The sequence below is a fragment of the Aeromonas molluscorum 848 genome (genome assembly GCF_000388115.1).
GTDB classification, from domain to species: Bacteria; Pseudomonadota; Gammaproteobacteria; order Enterobacterales; family Aeromonadaceae; genus Aeromonas; species Aeromonas molluscorum.
The window spans coordinates 17,965-41,986 of sequence record NZ_AQGQ01000004.1; the positions used below are offsets into that span (position 1 = coordinate 17,965).

Below are 24,022 nucleotides of genomic sequence, written 5' to 3' on the forward strand. Positions count from 1 at the left end.
TTATATGACCAGGAATCAGTGACATGAGTACCAATCCCAAACCTGCATACCGACGTGTTCTTCTAAAGTTGAGTGGTGAAGCCCTGCAAGGATCCGAGGGTTTTGGCATTGATCCGGCTGTACTTGAGCGGATGGCCCAAGAGATCAAAGAGCTGGTTGAGCTGGGTGTTCAAGTCGGTCTGGTTATCGGCGGCGGCAACCTGTTCCGTGGTGCCGGTCTTGCCAAGGCGGGTATGAACCGCGTGGTGGGTGACCACATGGGCATGCTGGCGACCGTAATGAATGGCTTGGCCATGCGTGATGCCCTGCATCGTGCTTATGTGAATGCCCGTCTGATGTCTGCTATCTCCTTGCAGGGCGTTTGTGATTCCTATAGCTGGGCCGAGGCGATCAGTCAGCTGCGCGCCGGCAAGGTAGTGATCTTCTCTGCCGGTACCGGCAACCCCTTCTTTACCACTGATTCTGCGGCTTGCCTGCGCGGGATCGAGATCGAAGCCGACGTTGTGCTCAAAGCCACCAAGGTCGATGGTGTCTACACCGAAGATCCGGTCAAGAATCCGGACGCCATGCTGTATCATGAGCTGAGCTACGACGAAGTGCTTGATAAAGAACTCAAAGTAATGGATCTTGCCGCCTTTACCCTGGCGCGCGATCATGATCTGCCAATCCGGGTCTTCAACATGAACAAGCCGGGTGCCCTGCGCCGGGTTATCATGGGTGAACCGGAAGGTACACTGATCCACCACGTCGGCAAGTAAGATGGCAGCGCACCGGCAGGCGCTTTGCTATTGATGATCAGTAGGCTAAGCCAACAGGTTCTTTAGCCCCGAGTGTCAGAAAATAAAGTAAAAGCTGAGCCGGAAGCGCTCTATCCATTACGTCAGTAAATTAAGCTAGAAACGGACCCGTCGCGGGTTCGTTCGCCAAAAGGAAAACCACTGTGATCAACGAGATTAAAAACGACGCCAAGGACCGCATGTCCAAGAGCGTAGAATCGCTCAAATCCCAGATGTCCAAGATCCGTACCGGCCGTGCTCACCCGAGCCTGCTCGACGGCATCCAGGTTGAGTACTATGGCGCAGCGACTCCGCTCAAGCAGCTGGCTAACGTGGTGGCTGAGGATGCTCGCACCTTGTCCATCTCCATCTTCGATCGCTCGATGATGCAGGCGATCGAGAAAGCGATCCTGACTTCGGATCTGGGTTTGAACCCGTCCAGCAATGGCCAGACTCTGCGTGTGCCGCTGCCGGCCCTGACCGAAGAGCGCCGCAAGGATCTGACCAAGATCGTCCGCGCCGAGGCTGAAGGTGCCCGAGTTGCCATTCGCAACATCCGTCGTGATGCCAACGCCGATCTGAAAGCGCTGCTCAAAGACAAAGAGATCTCCGAGGACGACGACCGCCGTGCCCAGGAAGAGATCCAGAAACTCACCGATTCCTTCATCAAGCTGGCGGATGACGCCCTGGCCGTGAAGGAAAAGGAGCTAATGGAAATCTAAGCTTCTGACAGGTATATTACGAGCGCCGTGTAGTGCCCCTGCACGGCGCTTTTGTCTTTGTGGGAGAAATGAATGTCGCGTTTGGCAGCCTTAGGCGATAGCGCCAACCAGTGTCTGCCCCGTCATGTCGCCATCATCATGGATGGCAACGGGCGTTGGGCCGAGAACCGTGGCAAGATGCGGGTCTACGGGCACAAGGCCGGCGTCAAGGCCGTGCGGGAGACAGTTACCTTTGCCGCGCGGGCCAAGATGGATGCTCTCACCCTGTTTGCTTTCTCCAGTGAGAACTGGCGCCGCCCGGAAGGGGAGGTCAGTGCTCTGATGGAGCTATTCCTCACCGTGCTCGGCAGCGAGGTCAAGAAGCTGCACAGCAATGGCATCCGCTTGCGGGTCATCGGCGATACCTCGCGTTTTAGTGCGCGGCTGCGGGCCAAGATCGCCAAAGCAGAAGCGCTGACCGAGGATAACCAGGGGTTGACCCTCAATATTGCCGCCAACTACGGTGGTCAGTGGGACATTGCCCAGGCGGCACGTAAGCTGGCCGCAGCCGTGGCAGCGGGTGAACTTCAGGCCGAGGATATCACCGAAGCCCGACTGGGACAGGCCATCTGCATGGCCGATCTGCCCCCGGTCGATCTGCTGATCCGCACCGGTGGAGATCACCGCATCAGCAATTTTTTGTTATGGCAGCTCGCCTATGCTGAGCTCCATTTTACTCCTGTGTTATGGCCCGATTTTAACGAGGCTGAGTTCAGCGAGGCAGTTGCCTCTTTCGTGGCCCGCGAGCGTCGCTTCGGGTGTACGGGTGAACAGATCCGGGAATTGATCGCCGAGCAACAGACCGGCTAAACCCCGCTCCCAAGAGAGAGGTTTCTTTTGCTAAAACAACGAATTATTACCGCATTGTGTCTGATCCCCCTGGTGCTGGGGGCGCTGTTCTTCTTGCCTTTGAAGTTTTTTGCCCTGTTGGCAGCCTTGGTCTTTTTGCTGGCCAGTCGGGAGTGGGGCGGTTTTGTTAGCCGTGAGCGGCGGGAATGGATACCCCTGCTGTTCTGTCTCTTGCTCGGTGCCAGCCTGATGTGGCTGCCGGTGGAGCAGCTTTGGGCCCCCGGGCTTAATCCCATCTTGATGGGCGTGCTCTGGACAGCGGCCAGCTGGTGGTTGCTTGGTCTGCTGCTAGTACTGCGCTATCCCCAGAGCGCCAGACTGTGGAAGGAGTCAGTCTGGCTCAAGTCGCTGTTTGGCCTGGTGACGCTCATTCCCTTCTTCTGGTCCATGGTCGCCATTCGCGGCTACAACTTCTATCACGACTCCGCCATGGGTGCCTGGATCCTGCTGTTCGTCATGGGCTTGGTCTGGGCGGCAGATTCTGGCGCGTATTTTTTCGGCAAGGCGTTTGGCAAACACAAGCTGGCCCCGTCCGTCAGTCCGGGGAAAACCATCGAAGGTCTGTGCGGCGGCCTGTTTACCGCGGGCCTGCTTGCGGTCGGTGTGACCTGGTGGATGGGGTTTGTTCCCGCCAAGATGGGCACAGTGCTGTTCTGCTCCCTGCTGGCGGTGCTGGCCTCGGTGCTGGGCGATCTCACCGAGAGCATGTTCAAGCGTGAGGCGGGCATCAAGGATTCAGGCAATCTGCTGCCCGGTCATGGTGGCATCCTGGATAGGATCGACAGTCTGACGGCGGCTCTGCCAGTCTTCCTGCTCAGCTATCTCTTGCTGAGCCAGGGGGCCTGATGCGCCAGCTAGTGATCCTGGGAGCCTCAGGCTCCATCGGCCAGAGCACCCTCAAGGTGCTGCGTCATAACCCGGGTTGCTGGCAGGTGCTGGCGCTGACCGCCTGGCGCAGCCTGGATGCCATGCTGCGCGATTGCCTCGAATTCTCCCCCCGCTTTGCGGTCATGGTCGATGAGAGTGCGGCCCGTGAGTTGGCGAGCCGGCTAAAGGCCCATGGTAGCCAGACCCAGGTTTTGTCCGGTGCCAAGGCGCTGTGCGAGATGTCGGCCCACCCCGATGCCCACAGCGTCATGGCGGCCATCGTTGGCGCGGCTGGCTTGGCGCCGACCATGGCCGCCGTGCGAGCGGGCAAGCGTATTCTGCTGGCCAACAAGGAGGCACTGGTGATGTCCGGGGCCTTCTTCATGGAGGCGGTGCGCGACCATGGTGCCGAGCTGCTGCCCATCGACAGCGAGCACAATGCCATCTTCCAGTGCCTGCCCGAGGCCATCCAGCGCCAACCCGGCTTCTGCGATCTGGCCGGGGCCGGTATCAGCAAAATATTGCTTACCGGCTCGGGCGGCCCGTTCCGCTATACCGATATCAACGACCTGGCCAAGGTGACCCCGGCTCAAGCGGTGGCCCACCCCAACTGGTCAATGGGGGCCAAGATCTCGGTCGATTCCGCCACCATGTTCAACAAGGGGTTGGAGTACATAGAGGCGCGCTGGTTGTTCAATGCCGCTCCCGAGCAAATCCAGGTCGTGGTCCATCCCCAGTCCGTCATCCACTCCATGGTGCAGTACAAGGATGGTTCTGTGCTGGCCCAGCTCGGCAACCCCGACATGTGTACGCCGATCGCCCATGCCCTGGCTTATCCGGCCCGGATCCCGTCCGGTGTGGAACCGCTGGATTTTTTCAGTGTCGGAGAGTTCAGCTTCATTCGTCCCGATGTGGAGCGCTACCCTTGCCTGGCTCTGGCCATGGCCGCTTGCCAGGAGGGGCAGAGTGCCACCACGGCACTCAACGCCGCCAATGAGGAGGCCGTGGCGGCTTTCCTTGCCGAGCGCATCGGTTTCATGGATATTGCCAGAGTCAATGAGAGTGCCCTGCTGACCTTTGGCCAGCACTCTGCTGACTCTCTGGACGATCTCATTGCCCTGGACTGTGCTGCACGTGCACGGGCTCAGGATTTGATTAAGGCACTTAGCCGATGAATGGCATACCCTGGCCTGCTGCTTTTCTCCTTGCAGCCTCGCGGGTCATCGATGACATCAAGGAATTGGACTAATGGATATTTTGTGCAGGAATAACGCTGTCGACGCCTTCGGTTGCGCCCCGGTCGGATATAACCCCAGGAGCTTTGGCTGATGGGGGGCGTACTCTGGAATATCGGTGCCTTCATCGTCGCCCTGGGCCTGCTGGTTGCGGTGCATGAGTTTGGCCACTTCTGGGTGGCCCGCCGTTGTGGCGTCAAGGTGGAACGCTTTTCCATCGGGTTTGGCAAGGCTATCTGGCGCCGTATGGGCAAGGATGGCACCGAATATGTGCTGGCATTGATCCCCCTTGGCGGCTACGTCAAGATGCTGGACGGCAGAGTGGATGAGCTGAAACCAGGTGAGGAGGCCCAGGCCTTCAATCACAAAAGCGTCTGGGCCCGCATGGCCATCGTCGCCGCTGGCCCCATGGCGAATTTCGTCTTCGCCCTGTTCGCCTTCTGGCTGATGTTCATGATTGGGGTGCCGAGCGTCAAGCCCATCGTCGGTGAGGTGCGCAGCCATTCCATCGCCGCCGAGGCAGGCTTATTGCCTGGCATGCAGATAGTCGAGGTGGGCGGCGAGCCTACCGGTGACTGGGAAAGCATCGTCTACGCCCTGATAAGCCACCTTGGTGACGACTCGGTACAGCTCAAGTTGACCGAACCCAAGAGCAGCTATGCCAGCGACAAGACTCTCGAACTGAAGAGCTGGACATTCGATCCGGATAAAGAGTCGCCCATCGTCAGCCTGGGGATCATCCCGCTGGGGGCCAAGGTGCTACCCGTGGTGGCCGAAGTGGTACCGGACAGTGCCAGTGCCACGGCCGGCATGCGCAAAGGGGACAAGATCCTGGCGCTGGATGGCCAGCCCCTGACCGACTGGGCGGCCTTTGTGGGCAAGGTACAATCCTCCCCCGACCAGCCATTGCAGTTGACCATTGAGCGTGATGGCCGTGAGCAGAGCATCACCCTGACTCCCCATGCCAAAGAGGTAAAGGGGAAGGCGGTGGGCTTCGTGGGATTATCGCCTCAAGTGGTTCCATTACCGGATGAATATCGAATTCTGTTACAGTATGGCCCGCTTGATGCCCTCTGGCAGGGCATGCACAAGACCTGGAGCCTGATCACGCTCACCTTCGATATGATAGGCAAGCTGATTGGTGGCATAGTGTCCCTGGACAACCTGAGCGGGCCCATCTCCATCGCCAAGGGCGCAGGTAACAGTGCCGATTACGGTCTGGTCTATTTTCTCGGTTTCCTGGCGTTGATCAGCGTCAACTTGGGGATCATCAATCTGTTCCCGCTGCCGGTGCTGGATGGGGGCCATTTGGTCTATTTCCTCATCGAGGCAGTGACCGGCAAGCCGGTTTCGGAGAAGATTCAGGAAGTGGGGTTCAGGATAGGCGCCGCCATTCTGATGTTGCTGATGGGTATTGCGCTGTTTAATGATTTCGCTCGCCTCTGAGGCCAGAGCATCAACAAGGACACATAAGAACAAAATGGCTGTTAAAAAAGCATTGGTGTTGAGTTGCCTGCTGGGTGCCAGCTTCCTGGCCCAGGCGGCCCCTGCCTCTTTTGTGGTGCAAGACATTCAGGTTGACGGTTTGCAGCGGGTGACACTGGGCGCCGCCCTGTTGAACCTGCCGATCCGGGTCGGTGACACCGTCGATCCCGTTACCCTGGCCAGCGCCATCAAGAAGCTCTATGCCTCGGGCAACTTCGAGGACGTCAAAGTTTATCGGGACGGCAATGTGCTGCAAGTGGCGGTCAAGGAAAGACCGACCATCTCCAGCATCGAGTTCTCCGGCAACAAGGACATCAAGGAAGAGCAGCTGACCCAGAGCCTGGAGTCTTCCGGCATTCGGGTGGGCGATCCCCTGGATCGTACCGTGCTGAGCTCTCTCGAGAAGGGCCTGGAAGACTTCTACTATGGCGTGGGTAAGTACTCTGCCAAGGTCAAGGCCATAGTCACCCCGCTGCCCCGCAACCGGGTCGACCTCAAGTTCACCTTCGTCGAAGGTGAAGCCGCCAAGATCCAGCAGATCAACATCGTCGGCAATAATGTATTCCCGGAAGAGAAACTGCTGGCCCAGCTCTCCCTCAAGGACGATGTGCCTTGGTGGAATTTCACCGGCGATCAGCGCTATCAGAAGCAGAAACTGGCAGGCGATATCGAAGTGCTGCGCTCCTACTATCTGGATCGCGGTTACATTCGTTTCGCACAGGAGTCTACCCAGGTCTCCATGACTCCGGACAAGAAGGGGGTCTATGTCACCCTCAACCTCAAGGAAGGGGATCAGTACAAGGTTTCTGGCATCCAGCTCAAGGGTGACATGATAGACCGTGGCGCCGAGATGAAGGAGCTCATCCCCATCACGGCAGGCAGCGTCTACTCCGCGAGCCAGGTAACCCACACCGAAGAGGTGCTTTCCAAGTTCCTCGGTCGTTACGGCTATGCCTATCCCAAGGTCACCACCTTCCCGCAGATCAATGATGAAACCAAGGAAGTCGAGCTGATCGTCAACATAGAGCCGGGTCCCCGAGTCTATGTACGCAATATCAACTTCAGCGGCAACGTCACCACCAAAGATGAAGTACTGCGCCGCGAGATGCGTCAGATGGAAGGCACCTGGCTCTCCTCCGACAACGTCGAGCAGTCCAAGACCCGTCTTAACCGCCTCGGCTATTTCGAAAGTGCCGACGTGGATACCAAACGGGTTGCAGGTAGTGATGACCAGGTTGATCTGGACTTCAAGGTCAAGGAGCAGCCGGCGGGATCCATCAATGCCGGGGTTGGCTATGGTACTGATTCGGGTCTGAGCCTGCAGGCGGGTCTGCAGCAGGACAACTTCATGGGTACCGGCAAGAAGATCGGCATCTCGGCCAGTACCAACGACTACTCGAAGAGCATCGACCTGAGCTATAACGACCCCTACTTCACCGTCGATGGGGTCAGCTTGGGGGGGCGTCTCTATTACAACGAGTTCAGCGCGGCAGATGCCAACATCGTTGACTATGAGAACACCACCATAGGTTTCCGCCTCTCCAGCGGTTTCCCGGTCAACGAGAACAACCGCCTCGACTTCAGTCTTGGCTTCGAGAATAACAAGCTGTCCCAGCCCAACCCCTATCAGCAGGTTGAGGAGTTCTGGAAGGTATACAGCGCCAACATCGACGGTGACAACCGACTGACCTTCAACACGGTCGATTTCACCGCTGGCTGGACCCGTTCCACCCTGAACAAGGGGACCTTCCCGAGCGATGGTAACCGTCAGCGTCTTAACGCCAAGGTGACCGTGCCCGGCATGGATCTGCAGTACTTCAAGCTCAACGCCGAAGATGCTCACTACTTCCCGTTCGATGTGGATCACAGCTGGGTGCTGATGACCAAGGCCCGCGTCTCCTACGGCAACGGCTACGGCAGCAACGGCGACTATGACCACGTGCTGCCCTTCTTCGAGAACTACTTCGCCGGTGGTTTCGATACCCTGCGTGGCTTCAAGAGCAATACCGTCGGTCCCAAGGCGCTCTACTACTACAACGTAGGGGGTAATGATGTTGCCCAAGGCACCGACAGTTCAGTGGGGGGAAATGCCCTGGCTATCGCCTCTCTCGAGCTGATTGTGCCGACGCCTTTTGCCTCCGAAACCTATCAGCCTCAACTGCGTACCAGCGTATTCGTTGATGCGGGTTCGGTATGGGATACCACCTTCGACTATGACCAGTATCAGAACCGTTGTGTGACGGGCTGCAAGTACTTGATGGACTACTCGGACCCCACCAACTTCCGGGCCTCCTATGGTCTGTCGGTTCAGTGGCTCTCACCCATGGGCCCCTTGGTGTTTGCCATAGCACGTCCGCTCAAAGAGTACGAAGGGGATAGAACCGAGTTCTTCTCCTTCAACATAGGCCGTACCTTCTAAAGGACGGGGCCAGCAGGGCTGGTCCCACCTGGTGTAGCCGCTCTCCTCGAGAGGGCGGGGAATAATGGGGCCTGTCGGGCCCCGCTAAGTAACAAGTTGGCACCGGGTGTCGCTTGCAATTCAAGGTAATCAGTTACCCTCATCCGGGGGTACAAGGAGTAAGTGTGAACAAAGCATTGAAAGTCGCTGGTCTGAGTATTGCTCTGATGGTCGCTGGCATGGGTTCCGCCCTGGCTGACACCAAGATTGCCGTGGTCGACATGAGCGAAATCTTCCAGAAATTGCCCCAGCGTGAAGCCGTTTCCAAGAAGCTGAAAGGCGAATTCGAGCCGCGCATGCGTGAGTTGCAGAAACTGGAATCCGATGGCCAGAAACTGGTTGAGAAGTTCAAGAAGGATGAAGCCTTCATGAGCGCTGACCAGAAGAAGCAGAACCAGGAGAAACTGGCCAAGCTGCAGATGGAGTTCAACCAGAAGCGTCAGGCGTTCGAGCAGGATAACGGCCGTCGTCAGGCAGAAGAGCGCAACAAGATCCTGACCAAGGTGAAAGCTGCCATCGATTCCATCGCCAAGAGCAATGGTTACGATCTGGTGCTGGAGCGCAACGCCGCCCCCTATGCTGCCAGCAAGCTGGACATCTCCGGTCAGGTTATCTCTCAGGTCAGTAAGAGCAACTAATTGATGGTATTCACTCTCGCACAGCTGGCCCAGCGGCTTGGGGCACAGGTTCATGGCGACGGAAGCCTGGAAATTCGCAAGGTAGCGACACTGGAAAAGGCCGGGAAGGGGGAAATAACCTTCCTGTCTAACAAGAAGTACCGCACTTATCTGGAACAGTGTCAGGCCACCGCCGTGTTGATCACGGAGGAAGACCTGCCGTTTTGTCCCACCAATGCACTGGTACTCAAGGATCCCTATGTCGGCTTTGCCCGGGTTGCCCAGTTGCTGGATACTACGCCGCAGCCAGCCATGGATATTCATCCTAGCGCTGTCATTGCCGCCGATGTCCAGATGGGTGAGAGGGTAGCCATCGGTGCCAATGCGGTCATCGAATCCGGCGTCGTGCTGGGGAATGATGTCCGCATAGGTCCGGGTTGCTTCGTAGGCAACAACACCCGCTTGGGTGATCGCTCCCGCCTGTGGGCCAATGTCACTCTCTATCATGAAGTGACGCTGGGAACAGACTGCCTGGTGCAAGCCGGTACAGTGATAGGGGCAGACGGTTTCGGTTATGCCAACGAGCGTGGCGAGTGGATCAAGATCCCTCAGCTCGGTGGCGTGACCATCGGCAATAGAGTCGAGATTGGCGCCTGTACTACCATTGACAGGGGCGCCTTGGAAGACACTCGTATTGCCGACAATGTCATCATCGACAATCAGTGCCAGATCGCCCACAACGTCGAGATTGGCTACGGCACCGCCGTAGCGGGTGCGACTGTGATGGCCGGTAGTCTCAAGGTTGGTAAGTATTGTATTATTGGCGGCGCTTCCGTCTTTAACGGGCATATGGAGATTTGCGACCAGGCCACCATTACCGGTATGGCCATGGTGATGCGACCCATTACCGAGCCCGGTGTCTACTCGTCCGGTATCCCCCTGCAAACCAATAAAGAGTGGCGCAAGACCGCCGCCCGGGTGATGCGTATCGACGAGATGCACAAGCGGTTAAGCAAGCTTGAGAAGAAACTGGGTGACGAAGAATAATCACGATAGGGTACTGTTTTGACTACTGAAAAGAAAAGCTTAGGGATCCAGGAAATCATGGATCTGCTGCCACACCGTTATCCGTTCCTGATGGTGGATAAGGTTGAGCATTACGAGATCAGCGATGAGCGCAAAACCTTGCGTGCCATCAAGAACGTCTCGTTCAACGAACCCATCTTCCAGGGCCACTTCCCGGCCAAGCCGGTGTTCCCCGGTGTGTTGATCCTGGAAGCCATGGCGCAGGCCACCGGCATCCTGGCATTTACCATGGTCGGCAAGCCGTCCCCGAATGAACTTTACTACTTCGCCTCCATCGACCATGCACGCTTCAAGCGTCCGGTTGGCCCTGGCGACCAGCTGGTGCTGGACGTAGTGTTCCTGAAGGAGCGTCGTGGCATTGCCAAATTTACCGGTGTGGCTACCGTTGATGGTGAGGTGGTGTGTACCGCCGAACTGATGTGTGCCAAACGCGAGGTGTAATAGTGATCGATTCGACAGCCGTCATTCACGATACTGCTATCGTCCATGAGTCTGCCGTGATAGGCAAAGGGGTTGAGATAGGCCCCTTTTCCGTCATTGGCGCCGAGGTGGAAATTGGTGATGACACCTGGATAAGTTCTCATGTTCTGATCAAGGGGCCGACCAAGATTGGCCGCGGCAACAAGATCTTCCAGCACACCTCCATCGGAGAGGATTGCCAGGACAAGAAGTACGCCGGTGAACGCACCTTCCTTGAGATCGGCGACAACAACGTCTTTCGCGAGAACTGCACCGTCCACCGTGGCACTGTGCAGGATCAGTGTCTGACCAAGGTGGGCAGTGGCAACCTGTTCATGGTCAACGTGCACGTGGCCCATGACTGCATCATCGGTGACAACTGCATCTTTGCCAACAATGCGACCCTGGCGGGTCACGTGGTGATCGGCGATTTCGTCATCTTCGGCGGTCTCTCCGCCATTCACCAGTTTGGCCGGGTCGGCGCCCACGCCTTCGTCGGTGGCTGCGCCGCCCTGAACAAGGACGTGCCGCCTTACGTCATGGCTGCCGGCAACTATGCCAAGCCGTTCGGGGTCAACTCCGAGGGCTTGCGTCGTCGTGGTTTCAGCCCGGAGGCCATCTCTGCGGTCAAGCGTGCCTACAAGGAGATCTTCCGTTCAGGCAAGACCATCGAAGAGGTGCTGCCCGTGCTGATTGAGATGGCACAAGCCGAACCGGCTGTCCAGCTCTATGTCGATTTCCTCAAAGACAATGAGCGTGGCATCATCCGTGCCTGATCCCATGCGCATCGGTATCGTTGCCGGAGAGACCTCCGGCGACATCCTGGCCGCCGGCCTGGTGCGTGAATTGCAATGCCGTTATCCGGATGCGCAGTTTGAAGGGATAGCCGGGCCGCGCATGCAGGCACTCGGCGTCAAGGCGCTGTTCGAGATGGAAGAACTGTCCGTCATGGGGATCACCGAGGTACTGGGCCGTCTGCCGCGCATCCTCAAGGTCCGCCGCGAACTGCTCCGCCATTTCATTGACAATCCACCCGACATTTTTATCGGGGTGGATGCACCGGATTTCAATATCGGGGTGGAGCTCAAACTGCGCCGTACCGGTATCAAGACGGTTCATTATGTCAGCCCCTCGGTCTGGGCCTGGCGTCAGGGCCGCATTCACAAGATAAAGGCCGCCACCGATCTGGTGCTCGCCTTCTTGCCGTTCGAGAAAGCCTTCTACGACAGATTCGATGCGCCCTGCCGCTTCGTGGGTCATACCATGGCCGACGGGATCCCGCTGGTGCCGGATCAGGCTGCCGCTCGTGCCGAGCTCGGGCTGGATCCCTCCCGCCGCTGGTTGGCGGTGCTGCCGGGCAGTCGCAACGCCGAGGTGGGCTTTATGTCCCCTCTCTTCCTCGAAGCGTGCAAGCATTTGACGGTACATTACCCTGATCTCGGTTTCATCGTGCCGCTGGTCAACGAGGCGCGACGGGAGCAGTTTCTGCGCATCAAGCAGGAGATAGCCCCCAAGCTGGAGATGGTGCTGCTCGAAGGGCAGGGTCGGGAGGCCATGACGGCCGCCGATGTGGTGTTGCTGGCCTCGGGCACGGCGGCACTGGAAGCCATGCTGGTGAAAAAACCCATGGTGGTCGGTTACAAGCTTAAGCCCTTTAGTTACTGGTTGGCCCAGCGCCTGGTCAAGACGGATTACGTCTCCCTGCCCAATCTGCTGGCGGATCAGATGCTGGTGCCCGAGCTTATCCAGCACGAATGCACCACCGAGAATCTGGTCGACGAGGTGTGCAAACTGCTTGCCCACGACAACAGCGAGCTCATCGCCACCTTCACCCGGCTGCATCAGAGCATCCGTTGCGACGCTGACAAGCAGGCTGCCGATGCTGTACTCGCACTGCTTGGCAAATAGTACGCCTGCTGGCGATGCTGTGCTGATACTGGCCCTGCGGGGCCTGTTTTAATTCAAGGCTGCAAGATGATGATCGATATTCCCGAAGACAAGCTGGTTGCCGGTGTGGACGAAGTTGGCCGCGGTCCCCTGGTGGGCGACGTGGTCACTGCCGCCGTGATCCTAGATCCTGCCAGGCCCATCGCCGGGCTGGCCGATTCCAAGAAGCTCTCCGAGAAGAAGCGTCTCGCCCTGTACGGCGAGATAAAAGAGAAGGCATTGGCCTGGGCCATCGGTCGTGCCAGCCCCTCCGAGATCGATGAGCACAACATATTGCACGCCACCATGCTGGCGATGCAGCGTGCCGTGGCCGGGCTGCAGATAGTACCTGAACTGGTATTCATCGACGGCAATCGCTGCCCGGCTCTGCCGATGGAAGCGCGCGCCGTGGTCAAGGGCGACAGCCTGGTGGCCGCCATCAGCGCCGCTTCCATCCTCGCCAAGGTAACCCGTGATGAGGAGATGACTGAGCTCGATAGCCGCCACCCCGTCTATGGCTTTGCCCGCCACAAGGGTTATCCGACCCCTGAGCACCTTGCCATTCTGGCTGAACACGGCCCCTTGCCCGAGTATCGCCAGAGCTTCAAGCCGGTGCGCCGGGCCCTTGGGCAGGAGTGACCTTGCGGCCTTTATCCATGACTCAACCGATGAGAGCGTCAATCGACTTCAACCAACGACCAGGGAGTGACCATGGCCGAGCCTAGCTTTATCCATCTGCGCGTTCATTCCGATTTCTCCATGGTCGATGGCCTGCAGAAGATTGCTCCTATCGTCAGCGCCGCCGCCGCCGATGGTCAACCCGCCCTGGCGCTGACCGATCAGGTCAACATGTGCGGTTTGGTGCGCTTCTATGGCGCGGCCCACGGCAAGGGGCTCAAACCCATAGTCGGCACCGATTTCTGGGCGCAGAGCGAGGAGCTGGGGGAGGAGCTGTTTCGGCTCACCCTGCTCGCCATGGATAATGAGGGTTACCAGAACATCACCATGCTCATCTCCCGTGCCTACCAGCGTGGTCATGTGCAGGACAAGCCTGTCATCGACAAGGCCTGGCTGAGCGATCATGCCAAAGGGGTGATAGTGCTCTCTGGTGGGCGTGAGGGGGACGTGGGCAAGTTTCTGCTCAAGGGCAATCGGCAGCAGACCGAGCAGTGTCTCGATTTCTATCGCCAGCATTTCCCCGATGCCTATTACCTCGAGTTGCTGCGCACCGAGCGGCCTGACGAGGAGGCTTACTTGCACATGGCGGTGGCCATCGCCGCCGAGTTCGAGTTGCCGGTGGTGGCCACTAACGAGGTGGTGTTCCTCAACGCCGAAGACTTTGATGCCCACGAAATCCGGGTGGCCATCCATGATGGCTACACCCTGGCGGACAAGCGCAGGCCGCGCAATTACAGCCCCAAGCAATATCTGCGCAGCCAGGCCGAGATGGCTGAGCTGTTCGCCGATATCCCCGAGGCGCTGGAGAACACAGTCGAAATCGCCAAGCGCTGCAACGTGACTGTGCGCCTTGGGGAATATTTCCTGCCCAACTTCCCGACCGGCGACATGACCACGGAAGAGTTTCTGGTGGTGAAATCCCAGGAGGGACTGGAGGAGCGGCTCGCTTTCCTGTTCCCGGACGCGGAAGTGCGTGCCGCCAAGCGCGGCGAGTATGATGAGCGCCTCGAGATAGAGCTCAAGGTGATCAACCAGATGGGCTTCCCTGGTTACTTCCTCATCGTGATGGAGTTTATCCAGTGGTCCAAGGACAACGGCATTCCGGTCGGTCCCGGCCGAGGGTCGGGGGCGGGTTCACTGGTGGCGTACGCGCTCAAGATCACCGATCTCGATCCGCTGGAATTTGATCTGCTGTTCGAACGTTTCCTGAACCCGGAACGGGTCTCCATGCCCGACTTCGACGTCGACTTTTGCATGGACAGGCGCGACGAGGTGATCGATCACGTCGCCGACATGTATGGCCGGGATGCGGTGTCGCAGATCATCACCTTCGGCAGCATGGCCGCCAAGGCGGTAGTGCGGGACGTAGGAAGGGTGTTGGGCCACCCTTATGGCTTCGTGGACCGTATCTCCAAGCTGATACCGCCGGATCCGGGCATGACGCTCGCCAAGGCGTTCGAGGCCGAACCCAAGCTGCCCGAGCTCTACGATCAGGATGAAGAGGTCAAGGATCTCATCGACATGGCGCGCCGCCTCGAAGGGGTGGTGCGCAACGCCGGCAAACACGCCGGTGGTGTGGTGATAGCGCCCACCAAGATCACCGATTTCGCGCCGCTCTATTGCGACAGTGAAGGACAGCACCCGGTCACCCAGTTCGACAAGAACGATGTGGAGTACGCGGGTCTGGTGAAGTTTGACTTCCTGGGGCTGCGCACCCTCACCATCATCGACTGGGCGCTCGGCATGATCAACCCGCGCCTGGCCAAAGAGGGCAAGCCGCCGATCGATATCGCCGCCATCCCCATAGATGACAAGAAGTCATTTGCGCTGTTGCAGCGCTTCGAGACCACGGCGGTGTTCCAGCTCGAATCCCGCGGCATGAAGGATCTGATCAAGCGGCTGCAACCCGACTGTTTCGAAGACATGATAGCCCTGGTGGCACTGTTCCGGCCGGGCCCGCTCCAGTCCGGGATGGTGGACAACTTCATCGAGCGCAAGCGCGGGGATGAGGCCATCTCCTACCCGGATGCCACCTGGCAGCACGAGAGCCTCAAGCCCATACTCGAACCCACCTATGGCATCATCGTCTATCAGGAACAGGTGATGCAGATAGCCCAGGTGCTGGCGGGCTACACCCTGGGCGGGGCAGACATGCTGCGCCGGGCCATGGGCAAGAAAAACCCGGTCGAGATGGCCAAGCAGCGCTCGGGGTTCGAGGAAGGCGCCGTTAAAAACGGCATCGACGGCGAGCTGGCGGTAAAGATCTTCGATCTGGTGGAAAAATTTGCGGGCTACGGCTTCAACAAGTCCCACTCCGCCGCCTACGCCCTGGTCTCCTACCAGACCCTCTGGCTCAAGACCCACTTCCCGGCCGAGTTCATGGCGGCGGTCATGACGGCCGACATGGACAACACCGACAAGATAGTGACCCTGGTGGACGAGTGCCAGCGCATGGGGCTCACGGTGATACCGCCGGACGTGAATACCGGCCGTTATCGCTTCAGCGTCAATGAAGATGGCCATATCGTCTATGGCATCGGGGCGGTGAAGGGGGTCGGCGAGGGCCCCATCGATGCTATCCTGGCGGCGCGGGACAGCGACGGCCCCTTCCGGGATCTGTTCGATTTCTGCAACCGGGTCGACATCAAGAAGATCAACAAGCGGGTGATGGAGAAGCTCATCTACTCCGGGGCCATGGACCGGCTCGGCCCCCACCGGGCCGCCCTGATGGCCACCCTGGAGGAAGCGATGCGCGCCGCCGAGCAGCACGCCAAGGCCCAGGCATTTGGTCAGGTCGACATGTTCGGGGTCCTGACCCAGGAGATTGATGACGTCAAAAAGGCGTTCGCCAACGTACCGCATTGGCCGGACAAGGTATGGCTGGAAGGGGAGCGCGAGACCCTCGGGCTTTATCTGACCGGGCACCCCATCAACCAGTACAGCAGCGAACTGCGCCGTTATACCTCGGGTCGGCTGTGCGATCTGCATCCCACCTCCCGGGATACGGTGACCACGGCAGCGGGTCTGGTGATTGCGGCTCGCAGCATGGTCACCAAGCGCGGCAACAAGATGGGGATCTTTACCCTGGACGACAGATCCGGGCGTCTGGATGTGACACTATTTAGTGAAGCACTGGAAAAATACGAAGAATTGATGCAAAAAGACCGTATTTTGGTGGTTTCTGGACAGGTCAGCTTTGATGACTTCTCCGGTGGCCTTAAAATGTCGGCCCGTGAACTGCTGGATATCAATGATGCGAGGGAGCGATTCGCCAGGGCGATCCGTATTTCTCTCGACGAACAGCGCATAGATGAACGCTTTTTTCAGCGTTTTAGCGAGATTTTGGAGCCCGCTCGTGCCGGAGTCTGTCCGGTTCAGGTACACTATCGGCGTCCCGGCTCACGGGTGCGACTGACGCTCGGTACCGAGTGGCGGGTGACGCCCACCGATCAACTGATAGATGACTTGCGTGTCCTGCTGGGACGAGAGCGGGTGGAATTGGTTTTTGATTAGAGGTTCTAAGGCCCTATGAGTCTTTTTCTGGATTTTGAACAGCCGATAGCCGAATTGCAGGCGCAGATCGATGAGCTCAAACATGTGAGCGAAGGCAATCACGCCGTGGATCTCAAAGAAGATATCCGCCGGTTGGAGAAGAAAAACGAAGAGCTGACCAAGAAGATCTTCGGTGATCTTGGGGCCTGGCAGGTATCCCAGATGGCGCGCCATCCCCAGCGTCCTTACACCCTGGATTACATCGCGCAGATCTTCACCGACTTCGACGAGCTGGCTGGCGATCGCGCCTATGCCGATGACAAGGCCATCATCGGCGGCATCGCCCGTCTCGACGGTGAGCCGGTGATGATCATCGGTCAGCAGAAGGGTCGCGAGACCAAGGAGAAGATCAAGCGCAACTTCGGCATGCCGCGTCCGGAAGGATATCGCAAGGCCCTGCGTCTGATGGAAATGGCCGAGCGCTTCAAGATGCCGATCATCACCTTCATCGACACCCCGGGTGCTTACCCAGGTGTGGGTGCCGAGGAGCGTGGCCAGTCTGAAGCCATTGCCCGCAACCTGAAAGTGATGGCCGGTCTGACCGTGCCCGTGGTCTGCACCGTGATTGGTGAAGGTGGCTCGGGCGGCGCCCTGGCCATTGGCGTAGGTGATCGCGTCAACATGCTGCAGTACTCCACCTACTCGGTCATCTCGCCGGAAGGTTGCGCCTCCATCCTGTGGAAGAGCGCCGACAAGGCGCCGGTGGCCGCCGATGCCATGGGCATCACGGCCCAGCGTCTGAAAGAGCTCAAGCTCATCGACAATATCGTCGAGGAGCCGCTCGGTGGTGCTCACCGCAATGTGGAGTTGATGGCCGAGCGCCTCAAGGCCCGCATCAAGCAGGATCTGGATGCTTTGCGTCCCCTCGACAGCGATCAGCTGCTCGACCAGCGCTACCAGCGTCTGCTGGGTTACGGCTACTGCTAAGCCCAGGCGTCATATCGAACCGATACCAGAAGGCCCTCGCATTGCGGGGGCCTTCCTTTTGTGTCCGAGATGAAGGGGGTTCACATGATGTCTTCTGGCGCCATGTCTTGCACGACCCCTTGTCGGCTCAACTCAACGGAATCCCGCTGGCGCGCCGGGCAAGCGGCACTCCTTGCTGACGGGCGGCTTGGCCTGGTGCAGGCCCTGAGGAGCGCACGCCAGCTTGAGGCGACGCCACTCTCGCCACAGCAGCCAGCACAGCGGCAGGGTCAACAGCAGCACAGTCGTGGGCTGGGCGAGCAGTACACCTTCGCGTCCCCACTGCATCGGCAGCAAGAAGATCAGTGGCAGCAGCAGCAGTGTCTTGGCCGCCGAGATGATCAGCGCCTGCCTGGTGCGGGCCATGGACTGCAGCAACACTATGCCGAACATGATGATCCCCTCCAGCGGAATGGCGCCGAGGTTGAGGGTCAGGCTGCTGACGGCGGCGGCAAGCAGCTCACCATCCTGGCTGCCGGTATAGAGCATGGCCACCGGTTGCGGCAACAGCTGGATCAGCAACCAGACCAGCATCCCGTAGACCAGCGTCACTTTGAGCCCCATCTCCATCAGGAATTTCAGGTCCCGATAGCGCCCGGCGCCCGCCGCCTGGCTGATGAGGGGCTGGATGCCGAACGCCAGGCCTTGCAATATCACGATGAACACCGCCTCGGTGTAACCGGCCACGGTGAAGCCCGCCAGATCCTTGACCGAGCCATAGACCATCAACTGGCTGTTGTGCAGCAGTAGCAGCAACCCCAGGTTGAACTGGGCGATGAGGCTTGGCAGACCGCTGAACAGCAAGCCGGGCATGGCCGGGCATTCGGGCACCAGATCACGCCAGGAGAGACGCAGCCTGGCATGGGCGGTAAAGAAATATCCCAACCCCAGCAGGCTGACCACCCCTTCGGCGATGAGGGTCGCCTGGGCCGTGCCCACCAGTCCCAACCCCAGTCGACCGACCATCACATAGTTGAGGGCGATGTTGAGGAGGGCGCCGCTGCTGACCAGGATCATGGCGAGGCGGGGGCGACCATCGTTGCGCAGCAGATAGGGGACCGCCAGGTTGCTGGCCAGCAGCAGGGTACCGCCACCAATCCAGGTGAGGTAGTCACTGGCCTGTTTCCAGGTCTCTGTGCCTTGCTCTATCCCCAATACCAGCAGGATATCGATGTGCCAGTGGTGCAGCAGCAGGGGTGCCAGAGTGCCGAGCAAGGCCAGCAGCCAGAGGGCATTGACCAGCGCCTGGCGTGCGAGCTTGAGGTTCTTGGCCCCTTGCTGGAAGGAGATGGCGGTGGCCGCCCCCATGGCTATCATGGCGGCAAGGCCAATGAGCACCATGATGACCGGGTAAGCCAGGTTGATACCGGCAAGACCGGCGGCGCCCACGTAGTGACCGACGAAGATGCCATCGACCAGGTAGTAGGCACCGGATACCAGCATGGCCATGATGGAGGGGAGGGCATAGCCCCAGAAACGGCGGGTCATGGCTCGCTGGCGCAGGGTGAAATAGGTAGACATATCTGTTCTCTCGGGGAGGCCGATTATCGAGCAGACAGTTTAGATTGATATTATTTTGTTGATAATCCCGTCTTTATTTGATGGTTTGATGAGCCATGCTCAGTAATCTCGCGTTCGATAGTGGCCTTTAAGCTGGTCGATCAGGGTGCGCAAACCGTGGCCCAGCTGATGGCGGCTGGGATAGAAGAGAGAGAAACCTGCGAAGGTGGGGCACCACTGCTCCAGCATGCTCACTAATTTTCCTTGCGCCAGCTGTTTGCTCACCTCCTCCTCCAGGCAATAAGCCAACCCCAAGCCCGCCTCGGCGGCCCCCAGATAGAGGGCGGGGGTGCTGGTGGTCAGGGGCCCGGTCACTTCTATCTCCAGCAGGCTGCCCTCTTCCCCGGCAAAGGCCCAGCGGTAGTGATGGGAAGGGGTCAAGCGATAACCTATGCAGGCGTGACGGGACAGCTCGCGAGGGTGCTGCGGCGTGCCATGCTCGGCCAGATAGGCGGGGGAGCCTACTACCAGATAGCGCTGGGGCGGCCCGAGCGGCACGGCTATCATCTCTTTGGGCAGCAGATCGCCATAGAAGATGGCGGCGTCATAGCCATCCTCGATGAGGCGCGGCATCAGCTCCTGCTCCACCACCTCCACCTGCATGCGCGGGTAACGCACCATGTAGTCGATAAGCACCGGGGCCAGCAGTTCGTCGATGGCGCTGCGCGGTGCACAGATCTTCAATCGGCCGACCGGTTCATCGCTGTGGCGGCTCAATTCCTCGAGGGCGGCCGCCAGTTGGTTCAGGGTCGGCAGCAACTGCTCCAGCAGGCGCTGGCCCGCATCGGTCGGCACCACGGCGCGGGTACTGCGATTGAGCAGTCTGACACCCAGGCGGGTCTCCAGCCCTTTCAGACTGTGGCTCAGGGCGGAGGCCGAGACGCCGAGTTCGAGGGCCGCCTTGCTGAAGCTTTGATGGCGGGCGACGGCGGCAAACACGGCCAGTTCGGCGAGATCGGTACGGGTAACGGCCATATCTATTCAACGGAAAAATGGTGAGCAACAGGGTACGCCAGGGCAAGGCGGCACACAACTTGGGTGCCAAGCGGAGGGGATGTAAGCAGTTTGTTTCATTGGCAGAGGGGCGTCACCAAGCTGTTCTCCTGAGTTGTTAACGGTTTTTCATCAAGCTGGAAAGGAAGCGTGATTCAAGGCGCTGCAAACACGATTTAAGTCAAACTTTTGTTTAATTCTTCAAATTTACCTGTGATTTGACGAGATGTTTAATTTAGAGTGACCCCATCAACGCGATGCGGGTTAACGGAGTGTGAACAGCACCGTGACATGGTTCAAAGTGAATCCCCCTATCGCCCCACTTGTTGCAATCAGGTAACGCTTGCCGGATTGCGCCACGGTTCGAGCCAGATCCAGGGTGGACACAGGGTTCCAGGGAGTCGGAACAAGGCGGCACTTGCCGTGAGCCAGAAATTCGATTCTCAAACTACAGGAACGACTCATGTCCGAGATGAATGTTGCAGTAGAAGGCAGTCTGCCGCGCCAGGGCTCCCGTGCCACTGGCATGAACAAGGCTGATCTGGTGTGGATGCTGGGCTTGTATGGTACAGCTATCGGTGCCGGCACCCTGTTCTTGCCCATCAATGCCGGGGTCGGCGGACTCTGGCCGCTGCTGGCCATGACCTTGCTGGCACTGCCGCTTACCTTCTTCGCACACCGTGGCCTCAATCGCTTCGTGCTCTCTGGCTCTACCCGGGATGGCGACATCACCGAGGTGGTCGAGGAGCACTTCGGCAAGATGGCGGGCAAGCTCATTACCCTGCTCTACTTCTTCGCCATCTACCCCATCTTGCTGATGTATGCCGTGGCCATCACCAACACGGTGGAGAGCCTGATGATCCATCAGCTTGGCATGACGCCGCCGCCCCGCGCGCTGCTAGCCCTGGGGTTGATCCTCTCACTGATGGCGGTGGTACGTCTGGGGGGCAAGTTCATCGTCAAGGCGATGAGCATACTGGTATTCCCCTTCGTCATTGCCCTCATGGGACTGGCGCTCTACCTGGTTCCTCATTGGAATGGGGCCATCATCAGCGAGGCACCGGCCTTGTCCGATGCCTTCAACGGCGACTTCGTCAAGACCCTGTGGCTGGCCATCCCCGTGATGGTGTTCTCTTTCAATCACTCGCCCATCATCTCCTCCTTCGCGGTGGACAATAAGGGTCGCTATGGTGAGCGAGCCGACGGCAAGTGCAATCGCATCCTGCTGGGTAGCCATATCTTGATGGTGACGAGCGTGATGTTCTTCGTGTTCAGCTGCGTGCTGGCGCTCTCACCAAGCGACTTGCTGGCGGCCAAGGATCAGAACATCTCCATTCTCTCCTACCTGGCAAACCACTTCGACAACCCGGTGATTGCCACTCTGGCACCGCTTATCGCCATGGTTGCCATCAGCAAGTCTTTCCTTGGCCACTACCTGGGGGCGAAAGAGGGCTTCAACGGCTTGATGATCAAGATGCTGCGCGAGCGAGGCAAGCAGCTGGAAGTGAAGCAGCTCGACAAGATAACCGCCCTGTTCATGATCCTGACCACCTGGGCCGTGGCCACGGTGAACCCCAGCATACTCGGCATGATCGAATCCCTGGGGGGCCCCATCATCGCGATGCTGCTGTTCCTGATGCCCATGTACGCCATTGCCAAAGTACCGGCCATGCGCAAATTTTCGGGTCAGCCCAGCAACCTGTTCGTGACCCTGATTGGCGTGCTGGCCATGACGGGCATTCTCTACTCCCTGCTGTTCTGAGGGCCGCGTTAATGCGCAAAAAGCCGCCCCGGGGCGGCTTTTTGCTATGAGGACCTCCCGCACTCTGGCTCAGCGGGTGCGATCGACAAGCTCGCTCAAGATGGTATGGGTCTTGATCATGCTGAGTTGGGGCAGGGCCTCCAACTGTTGGCGAATGGCGTCGAGGCGCGCCATGCTCTCTGCCCTGACTTGTACCAGCATGTCGGTAGCGCCACTGACGCTGTAGCAGAGTCGAACTTCGGGGATCTGGCCGATGCGGGCACCATATTGCTCGCAGCGGGTAGTGCGAAAGCTGAGTTCGAAGAAGGCGCTGATCTGACCCAGGGGTTCGGCCAGCACGGCGCGATAGCCGAGGATGATGCCTCGCTCCTCCAGGCGCTTGATCCGCTCGCTCACCGCGGAGCGGGACAGCGCCACCGCCTCTGCCAGCTTGCTGATGCTGAGCCGACCATCTCGCGAAAGCAGGGCCACTATTTTATCGTCGTATCTGTCCACTTTGCCTCTTTGCTGCTGTTGTCCTGCGATCCCCGGTTATCGCCGACGAAATGGCGGTAATAACCGTCACTTCACCGCCGCCAATAGGCAGTTTGATGACTTACCAGCGGGGCCGAATTGGCCTAACATGACTGACGATTTTCACATCGGACAACGGAAAATGTCGAGCTTAAAGAAGGATCTGGGACTGTGGCAGGGGATGGGACTGCTGGCGACCTCGCTGCTTGGGACCGGGATCTTCGTGGTACCGGCCGCCGCCGCCTCCCTGGCGGGGGGCGCTTCCCTCTGGGCCTGGGTGCTGCTCATCGTGCTGGTGCTGCCCATCGCCTTTACGTTCGCCCGGCTCGGGCGGCGTTATCCCCATGCGGGCGGGGCGCCGCATCTTATCGGCAAGGCCTTTGGGGCCGGGGCCGAACGTTACTCCGCCTTCCTGTTTCTGGCCGTGCTGCCGGTGGGTTTGCCTGCTGCACTTACCATAGCGGCAGGATTCTGGCATGCCCTGTTCGCACTCGGCGAGCTGACCCTGTGGGCGATACAGTTGCTGACCCTGCTTGGCGTCTTGCTGCTCGGTCTGCGCGGTGCGCGATCCTCGGGCAATCTGCAACTGTTGATCGCTCTGGCCATCGTGGGGCTGACTCTGCTTATTGCCCTCAAGGGCGAGATTGGCTGGCGCGATGCCGCTCAGCCTCTGCCAGACGCCGGTGAGTGGCCCGCCATGGCCACGGCGCTGGCGGTGATGTTCTGGTGCTTCGTCGGTCTGGAAGCCTTCGCCCACATGGGTGAGGAGTTCAAAAACCCGGAGCGTGACTATCCCTTGGCGCTGCTCGGCGGCGTGCTGCTGGCGGGGCTCATCTACTGGATCCACTCCCTGGTCGTGCTCAAATATTGTCTCTATGGCGATGAGGCGAAGAATGCCACCGCCATTCCGACCCTTCTGGCGCTCTTGTTCGGCCCGACCGCCAAGTGGCTGGTTGCCATACTCGGCTATCTCTCCTGCTTTGCCAGCATCAACATCTACCTGCAAGGGTTCGCCCGCCTCATCTGGAGTATGGCGCGCGAAGGCAAGCTGCCTGCCTCCCTGGCAACCTTGTCTACGAGGGGAACCCCGGTGCGGGCGCTCTGTCTGGTGCTCGGCATCTGTGTCGCCTCGATCACCTTGATCCTCTGGTGGCGGCTGCCCCTTGATACCTTGATCCGCTACGCCAATGGCAACTTTGTGCTGGTCTATCTGCTCTGCATGGCGGCGGGCTGGCGCCTGTTGGCAGGCGGCGGCAAGTGGCTGGCGGGGTTAAGTGCCTTGCTCTGCGCGGCCGTCATGGTCGCCCTGGCCGCAGAGGGTATCTATGCCCTGCTGCTGACCCTGGGTTATGGTCTCTTCGTCTGGTGGCGACGCAGGTATCGTCAGCCCCAAGGCGCGGTCGATGATGGGGCCTGCTCAGTGATCAAATAACAGCCGTCAAATGACGCCGGTTCTAGATGGAAGAAGCCCCGCAGTGC

General features: G+C 59.1%; 20 protein-coding genes. 17 read left to right on the forward strand and 3 right to left on the reverse strand.

Going from position 1 to position 24,022, the window contains the following annotated elements:
* The first annotated feature begins 23 nt into the window (after window positions 1-23).
* From pyrH to accA, 15 genes are all read left to right on the forward strand, one after another.
* Entirely contained in the window at window positions 24-758 is a 735-nt protein-coding gene (gene pyrH, locus G113_RS01645; protein ID WP_005892048.1) for a UMP kinase, read from the forward strand.
* Between the two features lie 182 nt (window positions 759-940).
* On the forward strand, window positions 941-1,498 hold the full coding sequence (gene frr, locus G113_RS01650) for a ribosome recycling factor (RefSeq protein ID WP_005892053.1): 558 nt from the start codon (window positions 941-943) through the stop codon (window positions 1,496-1,498).
* A 72-nt stretch (window positions 1,499-1,570) separates the two neighbouring features.
* Window positions 1,571-2,347, forward strand: a complete 777-nt coding sequence (gene uppS, locus G113_RS01655) for a polyprenyl diphosphate synthase (RefSeq protein WP_040318813.1) — start codon at window positions 1,571-1,573, stop codon at window positions 2,345-2,347.
* 27 nt (window positions 2,348-2,374) lie between these two features.
* A complete protein-coding gene (locus G113_RS01660; RefSeq protein ID WP_040318814.1) occupies window positions 2,375-3,232 on the forward strand; it encodes a phosphatidate cytidylyltransferase in 858 nt (285 codons plus the stop codon).
* Window positions 3,232-4,428, forward strand: a complete 1,197-nt coding sequence (gene ispC, locus G113_RS01665; protein ID WP_005892060.1) for a 1-deoxy-D-xylulose-5-phosphate reductoisomerase — start codon at window positions 3,232-3,234, stop codon at window positions 4,426-4,428. Before G113_RS01660 ends, ispC begins: the two co-directional genes overlap by 1 nt.
* A gap of 153 nt (window positions 4,429-4,581) precedes the next feature.
* Window positions 4,582-5,934 (forward strand): sigma E protease regulator RseP, encoded by a 1,353-nt coding sequence (gene rseP, locus G113_RS01670; RefSeq protein ID WP_005892063.1) that lies wholly within the window; start codon window positions 4,582-4,584, stop codon window positions 5,932-5,934.
* Window positions 5,935-5,968: 34 nt separating this feature from the next.
* The gene (gene bamA / locus G113_RS01675; RefSeq protein ID WP_005892066.1) at window positions 5,969-8,392 is read left to right on the forward strand and encodes an outer membrane protein assembly factor BamA; all 2,424 of its coding nucleotides are present in this window, start codon (window positions 5,969-5,971) and stop codon (window positions 8,390-8,392) included.
* Window positions 8,393-8,556: 164 nt separating this feature from the next.
* Window positions 8,557-9,069 (forward strand): OmpH family outer membrane protein, encoded by a 513-nt coding sequence (locus G113_RS01680; protein WP_005892069.1) that lies wholly within the window; start codon window positions 8,557-8,559, stop codon window positions 9,067-9,069.
* A gap of 3 nt (window positions 9,070-9,072) precedes the next feature.
* Window positions 9,073-10,095: a UDP-3-O-(3-hydroxymyristoyl)glucosamine N-acyltransferase gene (lpxD, locus tag G113_RS01685; RefSeq protein WP_040318822.1), complete on the forward strand. Its 1,023-nt coding sequence runs from the start codon at window positions 9,073-9,075 to the stop codon at window positions 10,093-10,095.
* 18 nt (window positions 10,096-10,113) lie between these two features.
* A complete protein-coding gene (gene fabZ, locus G113_RS01690; protein ID WP_005892075.1) occupies window positions 10,114-10,575 on the forward strand; it encodes a 3-hydroxyacyl-ACP dehydratase FabZ in 462 nt (153 codons plus the stop codon).
* A 2-nt stretch (window positions 10,576-10,577) separates the two neighbouring features.
* Entirely contained in the window at window positions 10,578-11,369 is a 792-nt protein-coding gene (lpxA, locus tag G113_RS01695) for an acyl-ACP--UDP-N-acetylglucosamine O-acyltransferase (RefSeq protein WP_005892077.1), read from the forward strand.
* Window positions 11,362-12,501 carry a lipid-A-disaccharide synthase gene (lpxB, locus tag G113_RS01700; RefSeq protein ID WP_005892079.1) on the forward strand — a complete coding sequence of 380 codons (1,140 nt, stop codon included), beginning with the start codon at window positions 11,362-11,364 and terminating at the stop codon, window positions 12,499-12,501. Before lpxA ends, lpxB begins: the two co-directional genes overlap by 8 nt.
* 66 nt (window positions 12,502-12,567) lie before the next feature.
* On the forward strand, window positions 12,568-13,158 hold the full coding sequence (gene rnhB, locus G113_RS01705; protein WP_040318815.1) for a ribonuclease HII: 591 nt from the start codon (window positions 12,568-12,570) through the stop codon (window positions 13,156-13,158).
* A 72-nt stretch (window positions 13,159-13,230) separates the two neighbouring features.
* Window positions 13,231-16,710 (forward strand): DNA polymerase III subunit alpha, encoded by a 3,480-nt coding sequence (gene dnaE, locus G113_RS01710; RefSeq protein ID WP_005892083.1) that lies wholly within the window; start codon window positions 13,231-13,233, stop codon window positions 16,708-16,710.
* Window positions 16,711-16,725: 15 nt separating this feature from the next.
* Window positions 16,726-17,676 carry an acetyl-CoA carboxylase carboxyl transferase subunit alpha gene (gene accA, locus G113_RS01715; RefSeq protein WP_005892086.1) on the forward strand — a complete coding sequence of 317 codons (951 nt, stop codon included), beginning with the start codon at window positions 16,726-16,728 and terminating at the stop codon, window positions 17,674-17,676.
* Window positions 17,677-17,808: 132 nt separating this feature from the next.
* Here accA and G113_RS01720 read toward each other — a convergent pair whose 3' ends face one another.
* Both G113_RS01720 and G113_RS01725 read right to left on the reverse strand, forming a co-directional pair.
* Complete coding sequence (locus tag G113_RS01720) at window positions 17,809-19,236, reverse strand: MATE family efflux transporter (protein ID WP_005892088.1); 1,428 nt, start codon at window positions 19,234-19,236, stop codon at window positions 17,809-17,811.
* A 99-nt stretch (window positions 19,237-19,335) separates the two neighbouring features.
* The gene (locus G113_RS01725; RefSeq protein ID WP_005892090.1) at window positions 19,336-20,250 is read right to left on the reverse strand and encodes a LysR family transcriptional regulator; all 915 of its coding nucleotides are present in this window, start codon (window positions 20,248-20,250) and stop codon (window positions 19,336-19,338) included.
* Between the two features lie 481 nt (window positions 20,251-20,731).
* Here G113_RS01725 and G113_RS01730 point away from each other — a divergent pair, with 481 nt between their 5' ends.
* Window positions 20,732-22,030: an HAAAP family serine/threonine permease gene (locus G113_RS01730; protein WP_040318816.1), complete on the forward strand. Its 1,299-nt coding sequence runs from the start codon at window positions 20,732-20,734 to the stop codon at window positions 22,028-22,030.
* A gap of 69 nt (window positions 22,031-22,099) precedes the next feature.
* Here the strand turns inward: G113_RS01730 and G113_RS01735 are convergent, their stop codons facing one another.
* Entirely contained in the window at window positions 22,100-22,525 is a 426-nt protein-coding gene (locus G113_RS01735; RefSeq protein WP_005892096.1) for an Lrp/AsnC family transcriptional regulator, read from the reverse strand.
* Between the two features lie 160 nt (window positions 22,526-22,685).
* Between G113_RS01735 and yjeH the strand changes: the two genes are divergently transcribed.
* Window positions 22,686-23,975 carry an L-methionine/branched-chain amino acid transporter gene (gene yjeH / locus G113_RS01740; protein WP_040318817.1) on the forward strand — a complete coding sequence of 430 codons (1,290 nt, stop codon included), beginning with the start codon at window positions 22,686-22,688 and terminating at the stop codon, window positions 23,973-23,975.
* The last annotated feature ends 47 nt before the right edge of the window (window positions 23,976-24,022 follow it).

Bases quoted from the DNA above. Each gene is read 5' to 3' on its own strand.
- pyrH (WP_005892048.1), top strand. From the start codon at position 24: ATGAGTACCAATCCCAAACCTGCATACCGACGTGTTCTTCTAAAGTTG.
- uppS (WP_040318813.1), top strand. From the start codon at position 1,571: ATGTCGCGTTTGGCAGCCTTAGGCGATAGCGCCAACCAGTGTCTGCCC.
- ispC (WP_005892060.1), top strand. From the start codon at position 3,232: ATGCGCCAGCTAGTGATCCTGGGAGCCTCAGGCTCCATCGGCCAGAGC.
- rseP (WP_005892063.1), top strand. From the start codon at position 4,582: ATGGGGGGCGTACTCTGGAATATCGGTGCCTTCATCGTCGCCCTGGGC.
- bamA (WP_005892066.1), top strand. From the start codon at position 5,969: ATGGCTGTTAAAAAAGCATTGGTGTTGAGTTGCCTGCTGGGTGCCAGC.
- lpxD (WP_040318822.1), top strand. From the start codon at position 9,073: ATGGTATTCACTCTCGCACAGCTGGCCCAGCGGCTTGGGGCACAGGTT.
- rnhB (WP_040318815.1), top strand. From the start codon at position 12,568: ATGATGATCGATATTCCCGAAGACAAGCTGGTTGCCGGTGTGGACGAA.
- dnaE (WP_005892083.1), top strand. From the start codon at position 13,231: ATGGCCGAGCCTAGCTTTATCCATCTGCGCGTTCATTCCGATTTCTCC.
- accA (WP_005892086.1), top strand. From the start codon at position 16,726: ATGAGTCTTTTTCTGGATTTTGAACAGCCGATAGCCGAATTGCAGGCG.
- G113_RS01720 (WP_005892088.1), bottom strand. From the start codon at position 19,236: ATGTCTACCTATTTCACCCTGCGCCAGCGAGCCATGACCCGCCGTTTC.
- G113_RS01725 (WP_005892090.1), bottom strand. From the start codon at position 20,250: ATGGCCGTTACCCGTACCGATCTCGCCGAACTGGCCGTGTTTGCCGCC.
- G113_RS01730 (WP_040318816.1), top strand. From the start codon at position 20,732: ATGTCCGAGATGAATGTTGCAGTAGAAGGCAGTCTGCCGCGCCAGGGC.
- yjeH (WP_040318817.1), top strand. From the start codon at position 22,686: ATGTCGAGCTTAAAGAAGGATCTGGGACTGTGGCAGGGGATGGGACTG.